Source organism: Prosthecobacter sp., assembly GCF_044226605.1.
Lineage (GTDB): Bacteria > Verrucomicrobiota > Verrucomicrobiia > Verrucomicrobiales > Verrucomicrobiaceae > Prosthecobacter.
Genome location: NZ_JBGAGS010000013.1, coordinates 257,510 through 274,817, shown reverse-complemented (window position 1 = coordinate 274,817; position 17,308 = coordinate 257,510). Strand labels below are relative to the sequence as shown.

Genomic DNA, 17,308 nt, shown 5'->3' with positions numbered 1-17,308 from the left:
ATCTGGCCACATGAGCATGTGACAAAAAACTCACTGCCATTTTTGTGACCAGCAAGCAGCGGCAAAGGGCGATGAGATGGTCATGAATGGCGGCCATGTTTACACGAATGAAAGGCGCCGTCATGGCGGTGCTGCTGGCAGGCGCTCAGATTGCATCAGGTCATGGGTCGTTCCATGAAATGATGGAAGAGCTGGCGTACGAGCTGAAGGAACGGCCGGAGGACTCCACGCTGTATGTGCGGCGAACGCGCCTGTACCTGGAGCACGAGGACTGGAAGGCGGCGCTGGTGGACATCGAACGCGCGGCGCGGCTGGGCAGCGACACAAGCGAGCTGGACCTGCTGCGCGCACAAGCCCTGGCCCAGGCGGGGATGCATGCGCAGGCGGAGGCGCTGCTGGCAGAATATTTGCAGACCCATGCGGAGCATGGCGTGGCACTGACGGCGCATGCGCGGGTGCTGGCGAAAATGGGGAGGACGGAAGAGTCGCTGAAGGCCTACCGCAACGCGCTGCGGCGCACGGCCGATCCGGAGCCGGATCTTTACCAAGAGGTCGCGGAAGCGCTGGCGGCGCAGAAGCTGAATGAGGAGGCGGTGGAGGTGCTGGAACTGGGGATGGCGAGGCGGGGCAATGTGCCGGCGCTGGTGCTGAAGGCGATGGAGTGGGAGACGGCCATGGGCCGGTATGACGAGGCTTTGAAAAGAATGGATGCCATGCAGCAGCAGGCGCCGCGACCGGAACCGTGGATGGCCAAACGCGCGGCGCTGCTGACGCAGGCGGGGCGCAAGGACGAGTCACGCGAGGCATGGACGGCATTGCGCGACCGCATTCTGGCCCTGCCCAATCTCGAGCGTGGCACGCATGCCATGAGCCTCATTCTGGAGGAAACGCAGCGGGCGCTGGCCGCGCTCGCACCCACGTCCGCCGAATCAACTTCCGTCACCCTCACTCCATGAAAGCCCCGCAACTGTTTGCCCTTGTACTGACCACCCTTGCCTGCGCGCACCAAGCGAGCGCGGCGAATTTCAACGGCGTCTTCCAGGAGAATTTTGACTCGATGGGGACTTCCGGCACGGCTCCGCCTTCCGGCTGGTCGGTGTATGGCGCCTTCGGTGGCAGCGCCACCACGTGGACGAGCAGCATCCCAGCCAGCGGTGTGGTGGGCGGCACGCAGACGACGGCCCTCACAGCAGCCACGGCTTACACCGCCACCAGCAATACCAACGGCTTCAACTATGCGACCACGGGAGCCACGGGCGACCGCTGCCTCGGAACTTCGCCGACTACAGGAGCGGGAGTCGTGCTTCAGCTTTCTCTCACCAACACGAGCGGAGCGGCCATCAGCGCCTTTCAGATCAGCTATGACACACGGCGATTTACGGCGCCGGCCACTGCCAATGAACTGCCGGGCTACTGGCTGTTTTACAGTCTGGACAATGGGACCACGTGGACCAACGTCTCCGCGACGAATCCCACGATCAGCACGGTGCCGAACACCACGGGCGTCAGCGTGACCGCGCCCACCACGGTCACGCTTGGCACGGCCTGGGCGACGAGCGGCACGCTGCTGCTGCGCTGGGTGGATGACAACGCCCAGCAGACCTCTCCGGACCAGGTGATGGGGCTGGACAACGTGACGCTCGCACTGCCGGTGACGGCAGCGAGCAGCCAGGCGCTGGCATTTAATGACACGCGGTATGTGACGATGGGGGCCGCGACGGCGACGCTCGGCGCGAGCAATCTGACGCTGGAGTGCTGGTTCAAGCGCACAGGCACGGGCACAACCACCTCGACCGGAACAGGCGGAGTCACAGCGGCGATACCGCTGGTGACGAAGGGGCGCTCTGAAGCGGATGGCAGCAACGTGGACTGCAACTATTTCTTTGGCATCGACTCCACCACGAACAAACTGTGTGCGGACTTTGAAGCGCAGGCAGGCGTGAGCGGGATCACCGCCGGGCAGAACTATCCAATCACCGGCACGACGGTGATTCAGAATGACACATGGTACCACGCGGCGGTGACTTATGACACGAGCACCTGGACCTGGAAGATCTATCTCAACGGAGTGCTCGACGCTTCCTTCACCAATCCAACCGGCGCGGCACCGCGAAACGACAGCATTCAGCATTTTGCGATCGGCACGGCATTGAACTCCACGGGCGTGTCCTCCGGTGCGTTTCACGGTGTCATTGATGAAGTGCGGGTGTGGAATGTGGCGCGAACCGCGGCGCAGATCTCCGCCAGCAAGAGTGCTGAGATCACCAGCGCCACCACGGGGCTGCTGGCGCGCTACGGCTTGAACGAAGGGACTGGGACTTCCGCCAGCAACGCGGTGGGCACGGCGGGTGCGCCGCTCGGCACGCTGACGAACAGCCCGATGTGGGTGGATGGCGCACCGTTCAATGCCAACGTGGCGCCCAGCGTGGCGCTGACGGCACCGGGCAATGGAACGACGGCAACCGTCAGCGCGGGAGTCTCGCTGGCAGCGACGGCGAGCGACAGTGACGGGAGCGTGACGCAGGTGGAGTTCCTGCGCGACGGCAGCGTCATCGCTACGGATACGACGTCGCCTTACAGCTTTACGGACTCCACCGTCACGGCAGGTGTGCACAGCTATGCGGCACGCGCCACGGACAATGGGAATGCGGTGACAACCAGCAGCGCGGTCTCCGTGAGCGTGCTGACCGATGCAACCCGCACTGGCCTGCTGTTTGACGGGGTGAACGATTACGTGACAATGGGAGCGGCGCCGGAACTCAATGCCGGCGGGCCGCCCTCGAATGGATTCACCCTGGAGTGCTGGTTCCGCAAAGAAGGCACGGGTGTGCCCTCCAGCTCAGGCAATGGTGGCGTGACTGGCGTTCCGCTGTTTGGCAAAGGACGAGGCGAAGCGGAAAACAGCAATGTGGACTGCAACTACTTCTTTGGTATCAACACAAGCGGGCTGCTGGTGGCGGACTTTGAAGCCTATCCCGTGAATGGCATCACCGGCGGGCAGAATTATCCCATCACTGGGACAAACACGCCGATCACCAACAACGTCTGGCACCACGCGGCGGTGACGTATGACGGCAACACGGCGACGTGGACGATGTATCTGGACGGCGTGGCCTGCGGCACCGCCACCGCAGCGGCGGGCGCGCTGCCGCGCTATGATTCCATCCAGCACTTCGGCATTGGCGCGGCATTTACCTCGGCCGGAGTGGCGGAGGGTGCGTTTGCGGGGCGCATCGATGAAGTTCGCGTGTGGAATTATGCGCGCAGCGCGAGCGAGATCGCGGGAACGAAGGATTATGAAATCACCAGCGCGACGGGATTGATCGGGCGCTACGGTTTGAATGAAGGAACAGGAACGACGGCGGCGAGCAGTGTGGGCAGCGGCACACCGGCGGGCACTTTGACGAACGGCCCGATCTGGGTGGATGGCGCTTCCTTTACACCGAACACACTGCCGACGATAACGCTGAATGCACCGACGGCTGCGTACTCGGGCATGGCACCTGCGACGGTTCATTTTGCCGCGACGGCGGCTGACACCGACGGAACGGTGGCGAAGGTGGAGTATTACAATGGCGCGACGAAGATCGGCGAAGCCACCAGCGCACCCTATGCCTTTGACTGGACCGGGGTGGCCGCAGGCAGTTATGTGGTGAGCGGGAAGGCGATCGACAATCAGGGCGGCGCGACCGTGTCCGCGACGGTGCCGATCACAGTCTCGCCGAATTCAAACCGGGCACCGACGATTGGGCTGGCGTCTCCGGTGGACAATGCCACGGGCATAGGCAGCAGCACGACACTGAATGTGACGCTCAGCGATCCGGAGGGCGATGCGATGGCAGTGACTTTCTATGGCCGTAAAACATCGCCGGCGGCTCCCGGCGCTGATTTCAGCCTGATCGCGGTGCCGGACACGCAGTTTTATTCGGAGAACGCAGGGCACAATCCCTCCGGTGGAAGTTCTGGGGCGGTGATCGGCCTGTACAATGCGCAGACGCAATGGATGGTGGACAACCGCAGCACGAGGAACATCGCCTTCGTGAGCCACATGGGAGACATTGTGGAAAACGGCGACACGAAAGAGCAGGAGTGGATCAACGCGGACGGCGCGATGAAGAAGATCGAGAACCTGACGTCGACCCTGCGGCCTTACGGCATCCCGTGGGGTGGCGCGCCGGGCAACCATGACTTTGGCACAGGCGGCGGCACGGGCACGACGACCTTCTACAACCAGTACTTTGGCAGCAGCCGCTGGGAGGGGCGGAACTACTACGGCGGCCACTTTGGCACGAACAACAACAGCAACTATGAACTCTTCAGCGCAAGCGGCCTCGACTTCATCATTCTGCATCTGGAATACAATGCGGGCGCGGTGAGCAGCTACCAGGCGATGCTGGACTGGGCGGACGCCCTGCTGAAAGCCTACCCCAACCGGCGTGCGATCGTGATGAGCCACTGGATTGTGAACACGGGCAATCCGGCGACTTTCAGCACGCAGGGCCAGGCGATCTACGACAACCTGAAAGACAATCCGAACCTGTTTCTCATGCTGTGCGGCCATGTGAACGGCGAAGGGCGGCGCAGCGATGTATTCCAAGGGCGCACAGTTTACAGCATCCTGCAGGACTACCAGGACATCGCGGATGGCGGCAGGGGATTTCTTCGCATCTACACCTTCTCCCCTGCGAACAATCAGATCACCGTGGAGAGCTACTCGCCGGTGCTGGACCGCGCGGTCAATGCGAGCGACAGCGTGCCCTCATGGACGGCGGCCTACACGCTGCCCTACAACATGCAGAGCGCGGTGACGGACTGGATTCCGCTGGGATCTGCCAATGTGGCGGCGGGTGGCACGAGCGCCACGCTGAACTGGACCGGCCTGGAAACCGGTGGCAGCTATGAATGGTATGCGAGCGTGACGGACACGATCAACACCGTGAGCAGCGCGACGGCACGTTTCAGCACGGCGGCGAACGCTGCGCCGACGGTGGCCATCACCGCGCCCACGGATGGCACGGGCGTGAGTTTGAACACGACGATCAACCTGGCAGCGAGTGCCGCGGATGCCGACGGCACGGTGGCGAAGGTAGAATTTTTTGACGGCAGCACAAAGATTGGCACAGACACGAGCGCGCCTTTCTCCTTCGCGTGGACAGGAGCGACGGCCGGCAACCACACCCTGAGCGCGGTGGCGACTGACGATGCAGGCGCCAGCACGCTCTCGGCATTCATCACCATTTCGGTGAACAACACTCCGCCGACGGTGGCACTCACTGAGCCTGACCCCGGTGAAATTTTTGACGCCCCGGCCTCCATCTACATGACGGCGGATGCGAGTGACAGCGATGGCACGGTGGCGAAGGTGGAATACTACGCCAATGGCACCAAGGTGGGCGAGGCCACCGCAGCGCCTTATGCCTTCTTCTGGAACAATGTCATCACCGGAAACTACAGTCTCACTGCCAAAGCCATCGACGATGGCGGCGCGTTTGCAGTTTCAGCAACGCTGGATGTGAGCGTGACGAATCTCGACAACACGGCACCTGCCGTTTCCATCACATCGCCGGCGGGTGGAGTGGCTTATGCGGGAACCATCACCGTCACCGCGGCTGCCACGGACACAGACGGCAGCGTGAGCAAGGTGGAGTTTTTCAATGGAAGCACAAAAATCGGCGAGGACACGACGGCGCCTTACAGCTTTGTCTGGAGCAGTGTGACGGCGGGGTCCTACACACTCACGGCCAAAGCCACCGACAATGACAACGCGGTGACGACCTCCGCGGTGGTGAACATCACGGTGCAGAACGCGCCGCTGGCCTTCTCGGAGAACTTTGACTCCATGGGCACCAGCGGCACGACTGCACCCACTGGCTGGTCGATGAAAAACGCCAACAGCGGAACCACAAACGCCACGTGGACCGACTCCATTCCGATTGCTGGAAATGGCGCCAATAGTGTCGCCGCGATGGTGGCGGCAGCGGGTGCACTGACCGTGAACAACGCACCCAGCGCCACCAGCAACAACGGCTACAATGCGCAGGGTGCGAGCAGCGCTGACAGGGTGCTCTGCACATCTCCAACTTCCGTGGCAGGCGTGGCCATCCAGTGGCAGGTGACCAACACGGGAACCACCACCGTGACGGCGCTGAGAATCGGCTACGACACACGACGCTACACCGCGGCATCGGCAGCGAACGAACTGCCGGGCTACTGGCTCTTCTACAGCCTCGACGGCGGCACCTCGTGGACCAATGTGTCCGCGCTGAACCCGACGTTAAGCGGCACCGGAGTGCAGGTGCCAAACACGGTCGGTGTGACGACGGTGCCGCCGACGGATTTCATGCTGAGCAGCGGATGGGCACCGGGTGCGGCACTGCTGCTGCGCTGGGTGGATGACAATGCCGTGGCCACCTCGCCGGACCAGATCATCGGTCTGGACAACGTGACACTTTCCGCTGCTGGCGCGCAGATTGGCAATGCGCCGACGGTGGCCATCACCGCGCCGCTGGCTACGGACAGCTTCACTGCGCCGGCAACGGTCAACATTACTGCGAATGCCGGCGACAGCGACGGCACGATCACAAAGGTGGAGTTTTACAATGGAGCGACCAAGCTCGGTGAGGCCACGAGTTCGCCCTATGCGTATGCTTGGGCCAATGTGACGGCTGCGAGTTACAGCGTGACCGCACGGGCCACGGACAATGATGGCAACATCACCATTTCCAGTCCTGTCAGCATTACGGTCAATGCAGCCCCTGGCTCCGGGACACTGACACGTGCCGCGTATTTGCAGCAGGCGGGGCCGACGACGATGACGATTCGCTGGCGCAGCAGCCAGAGCATCGCTGGGCGGGTAAAATTTGGTCCGGCGGCCACCACCCTGACCAGCACAGCGGATGAAGGCGCGGCGGTGACGGACCATGAAGTGACGCTCACCGGCCTCACCCCAAACACGACGTACTTCTACAGCGTGGGCTCCGCGTATGACACACTGGCGGGTGGAGATGCAGCGCACACGTTCACCACGCCACCCGTGGCAGGGAGCACGCCGAACACACGCATCTGGGTGCTCGGAGACGCGGGTACGGGCACCGCGAGCCAGACTGGTGTGCGGGATGCTTTTTACAACTGGACTGGCGCACGTGACCCGAGCCTGGTGCTCGAACTCGGCGACAACGCGTACAACTCGGGACTGGACAGCGAATTCCAAGCGAAGGTCTTCGATATCTACGGCAGTCTCATGAAGCGGGTGCCGTTCTGGTCCTGCCTGGGCAATCACGAAACGAATCAGGCGACCTCTTTTGTGGACACGTATCCCTACTTCTCCGTATACACGCTGCCGAAGAATGGCGAGTGCGGCGGGGTGCCATCAGGCACGGAGCACTACCACTCCTTTGACTACGGCAACATCCACTTCATCAACCTTGACTCGATGACGGCCAGCCGCTCCGCGACGGGAGCGATGGCCTCGTGGCTCACGAATGACCTGGCCAGCACCACACGCACGTGGATCATCTGCTTCTTCCACCATCCGCCCTACACCAAAGGCTCGCACAACTCCGACACGGAAACGGAGCTGATGGAGATGCGCTCAAACATCCTGCCGATTCTCGAAGCGGGCGGCGTGGATCTGGTGCTCTGCGGCCACAGCCACTGCTATGAGCGCTCGTATCTGCTGGACGGCCACTACGGCCTCTCCACCACGCTCACGGCGGCCATGAAGAAGAATGCGGGCGACGGCCGCACCTCGGGCAGCGGCGCTTATGTGAAGCCGCTCACAGGCCCGCGTGACCACTTCGGCGCAGTGTACAGCGTGACTGGGTCGGCAGGTCAGACCAGCGGTGGATCGCTGAATCATCCGGCGCACTTCATCAGTCTGAACAACCTCGGCTCCCTGGTGCTCGATGTGAACGGCAATACGCTGAACGCGACATTCCTGCGAGAGACTGGAGTGGCAAATGACACCTTCACGATGATCAAGCAGGGAGCGGCGGACAGCGACGGGGACGGATTGACGGATGAATTTGAAATCGCCAATGGACTCAACCGCAAAAGCGCCACGGACGCCACGACGGACAGCGACGGGGATGGGGTGAGCAACCTCGTGGAGTTCGCCTTTGGCACGAATCCAGGCGCGAGCGACAATGGCAAACTCGAAGTGGTCAATGGTGTGATCACCAAGCGTGGTCAGCCGGATGTTTCGATCACGAACACCGCTGATGGGGTGGACTTCCGCGCCGCCTTCTGCCGAAGGAAGGACCAGAGCACTGCGGGCCTTACCTATACCGTGCAGTTCAGCTCGGATCTGACCACATGGCAGTCCAGCACCGTCACGCCGACGGTCACTGCGGACGACGGCACCTACCAGGTGGTCACGGTGAAATACCCCTTCTTCGTCAGCGGCCAGAAGGCCCGCTTCTTCCGTGTCTCGATCTCCGCAAACTGAGCCCGCCCACCTTGGCGCACACACCGGTCATGAAACGCCTCCTTACCTTCGCACTTCTTTCGTTCGTCATGGGTCATGCCGCGCAGGCCGCGGTGATCTACAGCGGGCTGCAAAACCTCGCCATCCCGACCACCTTTGACGGTGTCTACGTCAATCTCGACAACGCCTCCACCAGCAGCTCCGCCATCACGGGCTGGGATATCAATCCCTTCTTTGGCGGAGCCGGCCTTGCCAACAGTGCAGCGTTTCAACCGGCACGGACTGGAACAGGCAGCACGGATCCCGTGGTCAATTTTAGCGCGGGGGATTTGATCAGCGGCGGCTTGTTTTATGCCTCCGGTTTTGGCGGCTCGGGGGATCCGGCCTCACACCTCGGCACGGGTACGGGCCAGTTTGCAGTGGGGCAGGAAGGGTATCTGGGATTTCGCTTCACCACGGATGCGAGCGCCGGCCCTTACTACGGATGGATGCGTGTGATCTTCACGAACAACAGCGCCGGTGGCCTCATCGAAGACTGGTCTTATGATAATACGGGAGCGCCGATCAGCATTCCTGCGTCGGCGGCGCCGGAGCCAGGACGCGGCCTGCTCCTGCTTTGCGCAGGTATTGTTGTCTGCCTGCGGCGTCGCCGCATGCCGGCTGGCGGGGAAACTGCCGGACTCAGAGTCACTCCATCAAGGAACTTCTGAGCAAGTGAGAGAGCGCCGGGCTCATCTCGCGGAGCGAGATGGCTGCGGTACGAAAGGCTGCTGTGCTTAAATCTCGCCGAAGTGTTTTTCGCGCATCTGGACGATGGCGTCGAGCATCTGCTCGGCTTCGGCACGCAGTTTGGCGTCCAGGCTGGAGGCGCTGCGGTTGTAGCGGCGGAAGAGGAGCTTGAGCTGCGCCTTGATTTCTTCCTTGGGCATTTTGGCGGTGATGCCGCAGAGATCTTCGGGGCTCCTGGGTGCTTCCACCTTGGGTGCGGCGGGCGGAGGCGTACCTTTGTTGACCTTGTCCAGCAGGGTGTTTTCCTTGGCCTTGGACTTGGGTGCCTCGGCGGGCTTGGCACCACCGAGAGATTTGGAGAGAGATTTGAGAATCTTGAACATGGGCTGGCTCCTTCAATGAATGGATGGTTATTCGATGCGCATGGCGCGAAGGTGGGCGCTGCGGCGCTTGAGCTCCTCGTCGGAAAGCACTCCGGCGCCCTTGTAGGTCACGGCAACCTCCTTGCTGCGGCCTGACTGCTTGTCCACCACGAGGGCGCGCACGCGCTGGTTCTCGTCGTAGCTGAAGGTCACGGCGACTTCGCAGCCTTTGGGACGGTTCGGCGGAACATCCAGAGTGAGGCGGCCGATGACGTCCACGAACTTGGCGTCCTCGTCTTCGCCCTGGGTGATGTCCACCTCGATGACGCGCTCGTTGTCCTCGGAGGTTTGATAGACCTGGGTGCGCGAGCAGGGAATGGGGGTGTTTTTGGGGATGACGATGGAGTTCATCAGCTTCTCCTCCTTCGTCTTCGCATTGTACACCATGGCCAGGGTGCCGTAGCTGGCATTGCAGACTTCCTGGATGCGGGAGGATTTTTTGGCGAAGAGGGCGGCGCCGAGAGCCACGCACTCGTCCACATTGCCGCAGGACTTGGGCGCCTTGCCGAACATTTTTTCGAGCATGGTTTTGACCTTGGGGATGCGGGTGGAGCCGCCCACGAGAACGACGTGGTCGATGTCGGAGGCCTTCAGCTTCGCGGAATCCAGCGCCTGCTCGACGAGGAAAACGGTGCGGGTGAGCATGCCGCGGATCATCTTTTCAAAATGGTCGCGGCTCAGGTCGATGCGGGCGATGCCGCTGTTCTGGTCATTGGCCACCGTGTCATTCACACGCTGGAGCTTGGAGAGCATTTTCTTGGCGTCTTCCGTGGCCTGGAGCACACGGCGGCGGTGGCGCTCGTCGCTGTAAAGAGCCGCGCCGGTCTGCTTGGTGTACTGCTCGGCATAGGCTTCGAGCAGGATGTCGTCAAAGTTGCTGCCGCCGAGGTGGCGTGCGCCTTCAGAGGTGAGGATTTTGATGTTGTCTCCCTCCACTTCCAGGATGGTGGTGTCCAGCGTGCCGCCGCCAAGGTCAAAGACGAGGATGCGGCCTTTGACACCCTGGGAGTGGGCGTAGTAGACAGCGGCGGCGGTGGGCTCGTTCACCAGACGCTTCACCTTCATTCCAGCCATTTCAGCGGCGGCGATGGTGCTCTTGCGGGCCAGTTCGTTGAAGTTGGCCGGGACGGTGATGACGACCTCGTTGATGTCTCCGCAGATTTTGGAGCAGTCGCGCTTGAGCTTGGAGAGGATGAGGGCGGAGATCTCCGCCGGGGTCCACTTTTTGCCGTCGATCTCGACGAGATGCTCCGGATCGTCCATGTAGCGCTTGATCTGGAAAATGGTACGGTCGGGCTCGCCGCCATCACGGGCGGCGCTGCCCACGAGCTTCACGTCTTCATGGGAGTCAAAGAACACGACGGAATGGGTCAGGCGCTCACCATCGGCATTGGGCACGATTTCAGGATTGCCATCAGGTTTCAGGTAGGCCAGCCCGGAGAGGGTGGTGCCAAGGTCGATTCCAACGTATTCAGCCATAACGATGTGTATAAAAAGGATTCCGGAAGCAATGTTACTGGCTGGAGGTCCGGACCTCCACTTTGCGCAGAATAATCTCGTGTCCCTCGCCACGCGAGAAGATAAAACCGGAGCGGCAGCTTTCGGTGACGCGGGGTTTGGCCTTGCCGGGAAGCGAATCCACGACGGTGATGCGTTTGCGGAGATCGATGTCGACCTCGGTGCCGGGAGCGACGTCAAATTCACTGACGCCGTGCTGGAGCAAGATGTCCTCAAAGGAGGCGCGCAGCGTGGCGAGCTGCTGGGGCACATCGCCCCCATTTGAACCGGTGTAGCGGGCGACGAGAGCATCGATGAGGTCGATGCGCTTGACGATGTCATTCGCAAACATGATGACCGTGCTTTCCTCCGTGGTAAGGCCGCGGCGCATGATCTCGTGTTTTTCCTCCAGCTCGACGAGCTGGCCGCGCAGGCGCTTCTCAATGTCCTGCCACTGCTTGATCTGCGCCTCCGCCTGGGCGAACTCCCGCTTCCTGCCTTCGAGGCGGACCAGCTCGGCCTTGGTTTCTTCAATCTGGCCCAGGGCGCGCTGCTGCGTGGTGCCGAGATCGGCGATGCGCTTTTCCAGTTCGGCGATGCGCTTCTTCTGCTCCAGTTCGTAATTTTGCAAAGCAGCGGCCTGCTTCTGGACATCGGCGCTGAACTTCCTGAACTCGGCGTCCGCGGCTTCCCGATCCTTGCGCGCCTGCTCGGCACGTGCGGATTCGCGGTTCAGCGACTCCTGGGCGGCATTCAGCTTCACCTGGATGGCCAAGTCCTCCTCGGAGGCCTTGCGCAGGGATTTGTTGATCTCCGTCTGGCGTGACTCCAGGCCTGCCAGCGCCTGGCCGAGGCCGAGGATTTTGCCGCCCACGTTGATGTACTCTCCCAGCTCGGTCTTTTTCGCCTCGATCTTGGAGTGCAGCTCCTTGTGGGACATTTCCACATCGGCCAGGGCCTGCTTCTGCGACTCGACCACTTTGAGCAGACGTTCCTCGTCCGCCTTGAGGTTCTGCACACGGTCAAGCCGCTGCCGCAGTTCGCCCTCGATGGCGGCTGAGTCTTTCCTGGCCGCATCCGATTTGGCCTTGGATTCTTTGACGCTTTTTTCGAGTTCGGCGAGCTGGGTCTCCGCTGCGCGGGCCTGCTCCTGTGCCGCCTTCAGGCGAAGGGCCTCCTTGTCCACATCCGCCTGCGCTTTCATCACGCGTTCCTCGCGTACTTTGTGCGCCTCCTCCAGCTGGGTGATCTGCTGCTGAAGCTCGTTCAGCTTCTTGTTCTGGCTGTCCGTGGTGACGTTCAGACGTGTGACAAACTGAGAAGCCTCCTCGCGCTCCTTCGTGACACTGACCAGCATGGCCTGGATGCCCGCCAGCTCCGTGGTGAGCACGGGAATCTGTTTGCGCAGGTTCTTGTCCTCGGTGCGCGATCTCTCGGCGGCGGCATCGGCTTCGATGCGTTTTTGCTCCGCCGCCTGCTGGGCGGCCACGGCCTTCTCCGTGCGTTTCTCGGCATCCACCGCCCTGGCTTCGCTGGTTTTGACGGTCTTGGTCAGTTCCGTGAGCCTGGCGTTCTCTGTCTTCAGCGAAGCCTCAAGCGCGGCGCATTCCTTCTTCAGCCTGTCCTGAGTGCGCTGAAGCTCCACCAGCGCTTTGTCTTCCGCCTGGCGCTGCGTTTCGGTGTCTCTAAGAGTCTTCGTGGCGGCGGCGATGCGCGTTTCCACATCCGCCAGCTCGGCCAGGCGCTTCTCAGCCGCGGCGATGCGGTCCTGCACGCCCTTGAGGCGGGTCTCGGCGGCGTTGGCCTCCGCGAGTTTCGCTTTCGTCTCGGCTTCGAGACTGGAGCGCTTCTCATTGAGCATTTTGTCGAGATTGACGGATTCGATGCGCAGGGCTTCGACGGCAGAGTCGGCTTCCTTCCGGTGCGCAATGGAGTCCTTCAGCGTGGCTGCGGCCGCATCGCGCTCCTTGACGAGAGCCGCGAGCTCCGCCTTCAAATTGTCTGCTTCAGCGCGGGTTTGCGTGACATGGCCGCGCAGATCCGGCAGGACGGACTCCAGTTCGGCGCGTTCCCTGGTCAGACGCTGGGTTTCGGCCAGCAGCTTGTCACGCTCCTGGGTGGCGGAGGCGATGGCGCCGCTGAGTTCCGCGCTCTGCTTGTTCACAGCCGCCAGCTCCTTCACGCGGTCATCGAGACCGGCCGTCTGGTGCGTGAGCTCGGCCACGCGAGCTTCGGCAGCGGCGATCTCCTTCTGCCTACTAGCCAGGCGGTCCTGCAGGTTTTGATGATCCGACTCCGCAGCGGAAAGCTTCTGCTGCGTGCTGGCATGAGTGGCGGTGAGTGTGGCGATGACGGCCTCCAGCCCGCTGATTTTTTCCACCAGGGTGAGGTGCTGCTGCGTGCTTTTTTCGGCGCTGGCGGAAGCGGCGGCAGCCTCCTTCTTCTTCTCGGCTGCGGAGGCAAGCGACTGCTCCAGATCCGTCCTGGCCTGCGCCAGCTGCTCGGCGACTTTTTTATGCTCCGCCTGCAGGGTCTTGAACTGCTGATCGGCGCTGCTGGCAAGGTCTTCCAGGTTCTTGGTGCGCTGCTCGGCGGCGGCGATCTTGGATTCGCGATCCTTCAGCTCGGCTTCCGCAGTGCGAACCTGCTCGCGCAGCCTGCCCATTTCCTGAGAAAGGGCGGTTCTCTGCTCGTCGATGGACTGCACCTCCTTTTCCAGCGTTTCGCGGCGCTGCGTGAGAGTCTGTGTGAGAAGGGTCTGCGCGCGGCCGTGCTCGGTGGCGGCAAGCAGCTCGCGGGTGCGTTCGTCACGATCCTTCACCAATGCGGCCACGGCAGCCACAACCTCGGCCTTGTGAGATTCGACGGCCTTGAGCGCCTCGGTGGCATCATGAAGCCTGGAGTCGGTGGAGGCCAGGTCTTCCAGTTTGTTGGTGAGATCCGCCGCCTTGTCATCCAGCTCCTTCACCTGCGCCTGCACCTCGGCCAGGCGGGTGCCGCTGGCGGCGATCTGCGCCTCCAGGAGAGCCTGGCGCTTCTCGGCATCCAGCCGCTCCTCTTCATCGAGCTTCCGCGTGGCCTGGGCCTGGCGGTCGATGTCTGCAAGGCGGGCCAGCGCGTCTTTCTCCTGCTGGGAAAAGGCGGCTTCCGCGTCCGCCTTCAGAGCGTTCAGGGAAGCGATCTTCTCCTCGGCCGCCAGGTGCTGCTGCTCAAGTTCGGCCAGCTGGCCGCGCACAGCTTTCATGCGCTGCTCGGCGGCGCCAGCATCCTCCTCGTGCGACTGCTGGCGGCCGAGCAAGGCAGCGATGGCGGCGTCAAGCATGCCACGCTGGTCCTCCATCTGCCCCAGCTTCTGCGTCACCGCGTTGAGACGGTCCTCATTGCCGCGCAGCTCCTCCACGCGGGCCATCATGGCCTTCTCCTCACCGCCTAGCTGTGCAATCTGGGACTGCGCGTGCTGCACCTGCTCCTGCGCTTTGGCCAGAGCCGCGTTGGCGGCCTCGATTTCGTTCTGCTTTGCATCGCGCTGCGAGTCGAGATTCGCAAGATCTGCGCGTCGGGAGTCGAGCTGCTTGTCGAGCTCCTGCACCTCCGCGCTGCGTTTCGCGCGCTGCTCGGCCTCCGCCTTCTGTGCATCCGCCTGTGCTGCGGCGAGGCGTTTTACCTCCGCCTCGGCCTCGCCGACCTGTTTTTGCAAACCGGCAAGTTTCTGCGCGGTCGCAGTTTCGTCGGCCGTGAGCTTGGCGAGGGCGGCGGTGCGTGCGGCGGCATCCGCAGTCGTCTTTTTGAGGGAATCGCTCTGCGCCGTGAAGGCCTGCTGCGCCTTCGCGAGTTCGGCCTGGGTCTGGGTGAGATCGGCGCGGCGTGCGTCGATCTGCTTGTCGAGGTCTTGCAGTTCCGCGCCGCGTTTGGCGCGCAGCTCGGCCTCAGATTTCTGGGCGTCCGCCTGCAAGGCGGCGAGGCGCTTCACCTCCGACTCCGCATCGGCGATCTGCTTCTGCAATCCGGTTAGCTTCTGCCCGGTGGCGGCTTCGTCCGCAGCAAGCCTGGCCACGGCGGCCTCGCGCTCCCGTGCGGCCTCCGCTGTCTGCTGGAGTGCCTCCTGCTGGGTGGCGAGGTCCGTGCGCGCCCTGGCAAGTTCCTCCTGAAGCCGGGAGAGTTCGGCCTGCGTTTTGGTGACTTCGGCGTTCTGCGCCTGGAACTGCAGGTCGAGCTTTTGAAGTTCCGCGCCGCGCTTGGTCCGCTGCTCGGCTTCCGATTTATGGGCGTCTTCCTGCAGGGTGACGAGGCGCTGGACCACGGCCTCGGCGCTGGTGACCTGCAGCTGGAGGTCGGCCAGTTTTTGGGTGGTGGAAGCCTCGTCAGCGCTGAGTCTTGCCAAGGCCGCCTCACGGGCGGATGCCTCCGTGATGGTCTTCTGAAGGGTGTCACTTCGGGCGGCCAGATCTGCCTGTACTCTGGCCAGTTCCGCCGCGCTTTTGTCGAACTCAGCACGCGTGGTTTCCAGGCGGCCATCGAGCTCCTGCAGGTCCGCGCTGCGTTTGGCGCGCAAGTCGGCCTCGGACTTTTGCGCGTCAGCCTGCAGCGTGGTGAGTCGTTTTACTTCGGCCTCCGCAGCTGCGGACTGCTGCTGCAGGGCTGCGAGTTTTTGAGCCGCCGCCGTTTCGTCCGCCGTCAGTTTGGCCAGCGCAGCCTCGTGCGCCTTCGTCTGCTCTGAAACCTGGCTCAACGACGCCTGCCGCGTGGCAAGGTCTGCCTGCACCTGGGCCAGCGCGGCCTGGGATTGGGACAGCTCGGCTGTTTTTGCCGCAAGCTGGGTGTCGAGCGTCTTGAGCTCGCCTCCACGCTTTGATTTGAGCTCGGACTCGGATTTCTCCGCCTCGGCAAGCTGCTGGGAAAGGCTTTTGAGCCTGGTTTCCGCAGCCGCCAGCTCGGTCTGCAGGGGGCCGAGTTTGCCGCTGGTGGCTGCCAGCTCGGCCGCTGCCTTTGCAGCCGCTGCGGCCTTCGAAGAGGATTCCTCCTGCGATTTCGCGAGGGAGGCGTTGAGCTGCTCCAGCGTCGTGCGTTTGACCGTGAGTTCCGATTCCAGGCTCTGCAATTCAGCGCTGCGCTGGGTTTTCAGCTCCGCTTCGGACTTCTGCGCGGTGGCGAGAAGCTGGTTGACGGCCGCAAGTCTATCCTTCGCCGCAGCTTCGTCTGCAGCCAGCTTTGAGATGGCCGTCTCCCGGCCTTTGCGCTGCTGCTCGGCTTCTGCGTGCAGGCTCAGAAGCCCCTTCTGGGCGGTGGCCAGATCCGCCTCAGCATTGACAGTGAGGGTGCGGGTGGACTCCAGCTTGCTCTCGAGGTTGCTCAGGTCCCGGCGTTTGGCATCGAGCTTGGCGGCATCCGCCTTGGCGTTTACCACCTCGGCGCGGGCGTTTTGCACCTGGCCGCGCAGCTTTTCGAGCTCGCTCTTGAATCCGGAGATTTCGGCCTGGGTCTGGCTCAGCTCCTTGCGGCGGGCTTCAAGCGTGCCATCCAGGGAGCGGACTTCCTCGCGCTGCTGGCGGAGTTTTTCGGTGTCATTCCGCTGCTCAACCGCGGGCTTGGCGGGAGCAGATGCTGGTGCCGCGACTGCGGAAGGCTTGGGAATGAGGGAAACAGGCGGGGTGCTGCCGCCTGGCTGCCTCGGCACATCGGCCGAAGAACGCTGAACGACGGGCTTGGTGACTTCGATTTTGCCGGTTTCCGGACTGGACTTCTGCAGCCCATCCTTGTCACGGGCAGGAATGCTTTCGGTATCGCCCTTTTTGCCATCTTCACGGCTGGGCTGTCCCCTGGGAGCGGCGACAGATTTGGACCCTCCGTCTGCAGCGAGGCCCTTGGGTGCGCGCTCACGAAAACGGCTCTCCAGCTGGCCAAACATGATGCGGTCCCCGCCTTTGACGCGAGCGCGCTCCACGCGCTTGCCGTTGACGAAGGTGCCGTTGGAGGATTTCAGATCGACGATTTCGTAGCCTCCGTCCGCCTGGCGGAGAAACTCCGCGTGAAAGCTGGAGATAAACGTATTGTCGATGACAATGTCGTTGCTGGCTTCACGCCCGATGGAAAGACGCTCTTCGAGGATGTCGAAGACGAACTCATTTCCATCATTAAGGTTGAAGGCCAGATACGGCATGCCGGACGAGCAGAAAGGACTGAAGGGTTGAGAGAATAAGGGTGGAAAATCAGTGAATCAAACTTAATGAAATCAGTC

6 protein-coding genes are annotated in these 17,308 nt (G+C 62.5%); 3 read left to right on the top strand and 3 right to left on the bottom strand.

Annotation, left to right across the window (positions count from 1 at the left end; translation table 11 throughout):
• Window positions 1–95 precede the first annotated feature (95 nt).
• The 3 genes from ACILSO_RS19440 to ACILSO_RS19430 are packed head-to-tail and all read left to right on the top strand — an operon-like array spanning window position 96 to window position 9,135.
• On the top strand, window positions 96–956 hold the full coding sequence (locus tag ACILSO_RS19440; protein ID WP_395739113.1) for a hypothetical protein: 861 nt from the start codon (window positions 96–98) through the stop codon (window positions 954–956).
• The gene (locus ACILSO_RS19435; protein WP_395739112.1) at window positions 953–8,446 is read left to right on the top strand and encodes an Ig-like domain-containing protein; all 7,494 of its coding nucleotides are present in this window, start codon (window positions 953–955) and stop codon (window positions 8,444–8,446) included. The genes ACILSO_RS19440 and ACILSO_RS19435 overlap by 4 nt, the downstream gene beginning before the upstream one ends.
• A gap of 29 nt (window positions 8,447–8,475) precedes the next feature.
• The gene (locus ACILSO_RS19430) at window positions 8,476–9,135 is read left to right on the top strand and encodes a hypothetical protein (RefSeq protein WP_395739111.1); all 660 of its coding nucleotides are present in this window, start codon (window positions 8,476–8,478) and stop codon (window positions 9,133–9,135) included.
• Between the two features lie 66 nt (window positions 9,136–9,201).
• Here ACILSO_RS19430 and ACILSO_RS19425 read toward each other — a convergent pair whose 3' ends face one another.
• Genes ACILSO_RS19425 through ACILSO_RS19415 form a run of 3 tightly spaced genes read right to left on the bottom strand, consistent with a single transcriptional unit; the run spans window position 9,202 to window position 17,230 of the window.
• Window positions 9,202–9,537: a hypothetical protein gene (locus ACILSO_RS19425; protein ID WP_395739110.1), complete on the bottom strand. Its 336-nt coding sequence runs from the start codon at window positions 9,535–9,537 to the stop codon at window positions 9,202–9,204.
• A 27-nt stretch (window positions 9,538–9,564) separates the two neighbouring features.
• Complete coding sequence (locus ACILSO_RS19420) at window positions 9,565–11,055, bottom strand: Hsp70 family protein (RefSeq protein ID WP_395739109.1); 1,491 nt, start codon at window positions 11,053–11,055, stop codon at window positions 9,565–9,567.
• Between the two features lie 34 nt (window positions 11,056–11,089).
• A complete protein-coding gene (locus ACILSO_RS19415; protein ID WP_395739108.1) occupies window positions 11,090–17,230 on the bottom strand; it encodes an FHA domain-containing protein in 6,141 nt (2,046 codons plus the stop codon).
• Window positions 17,231–17,308: the final 78 nt, after the last annotated feature.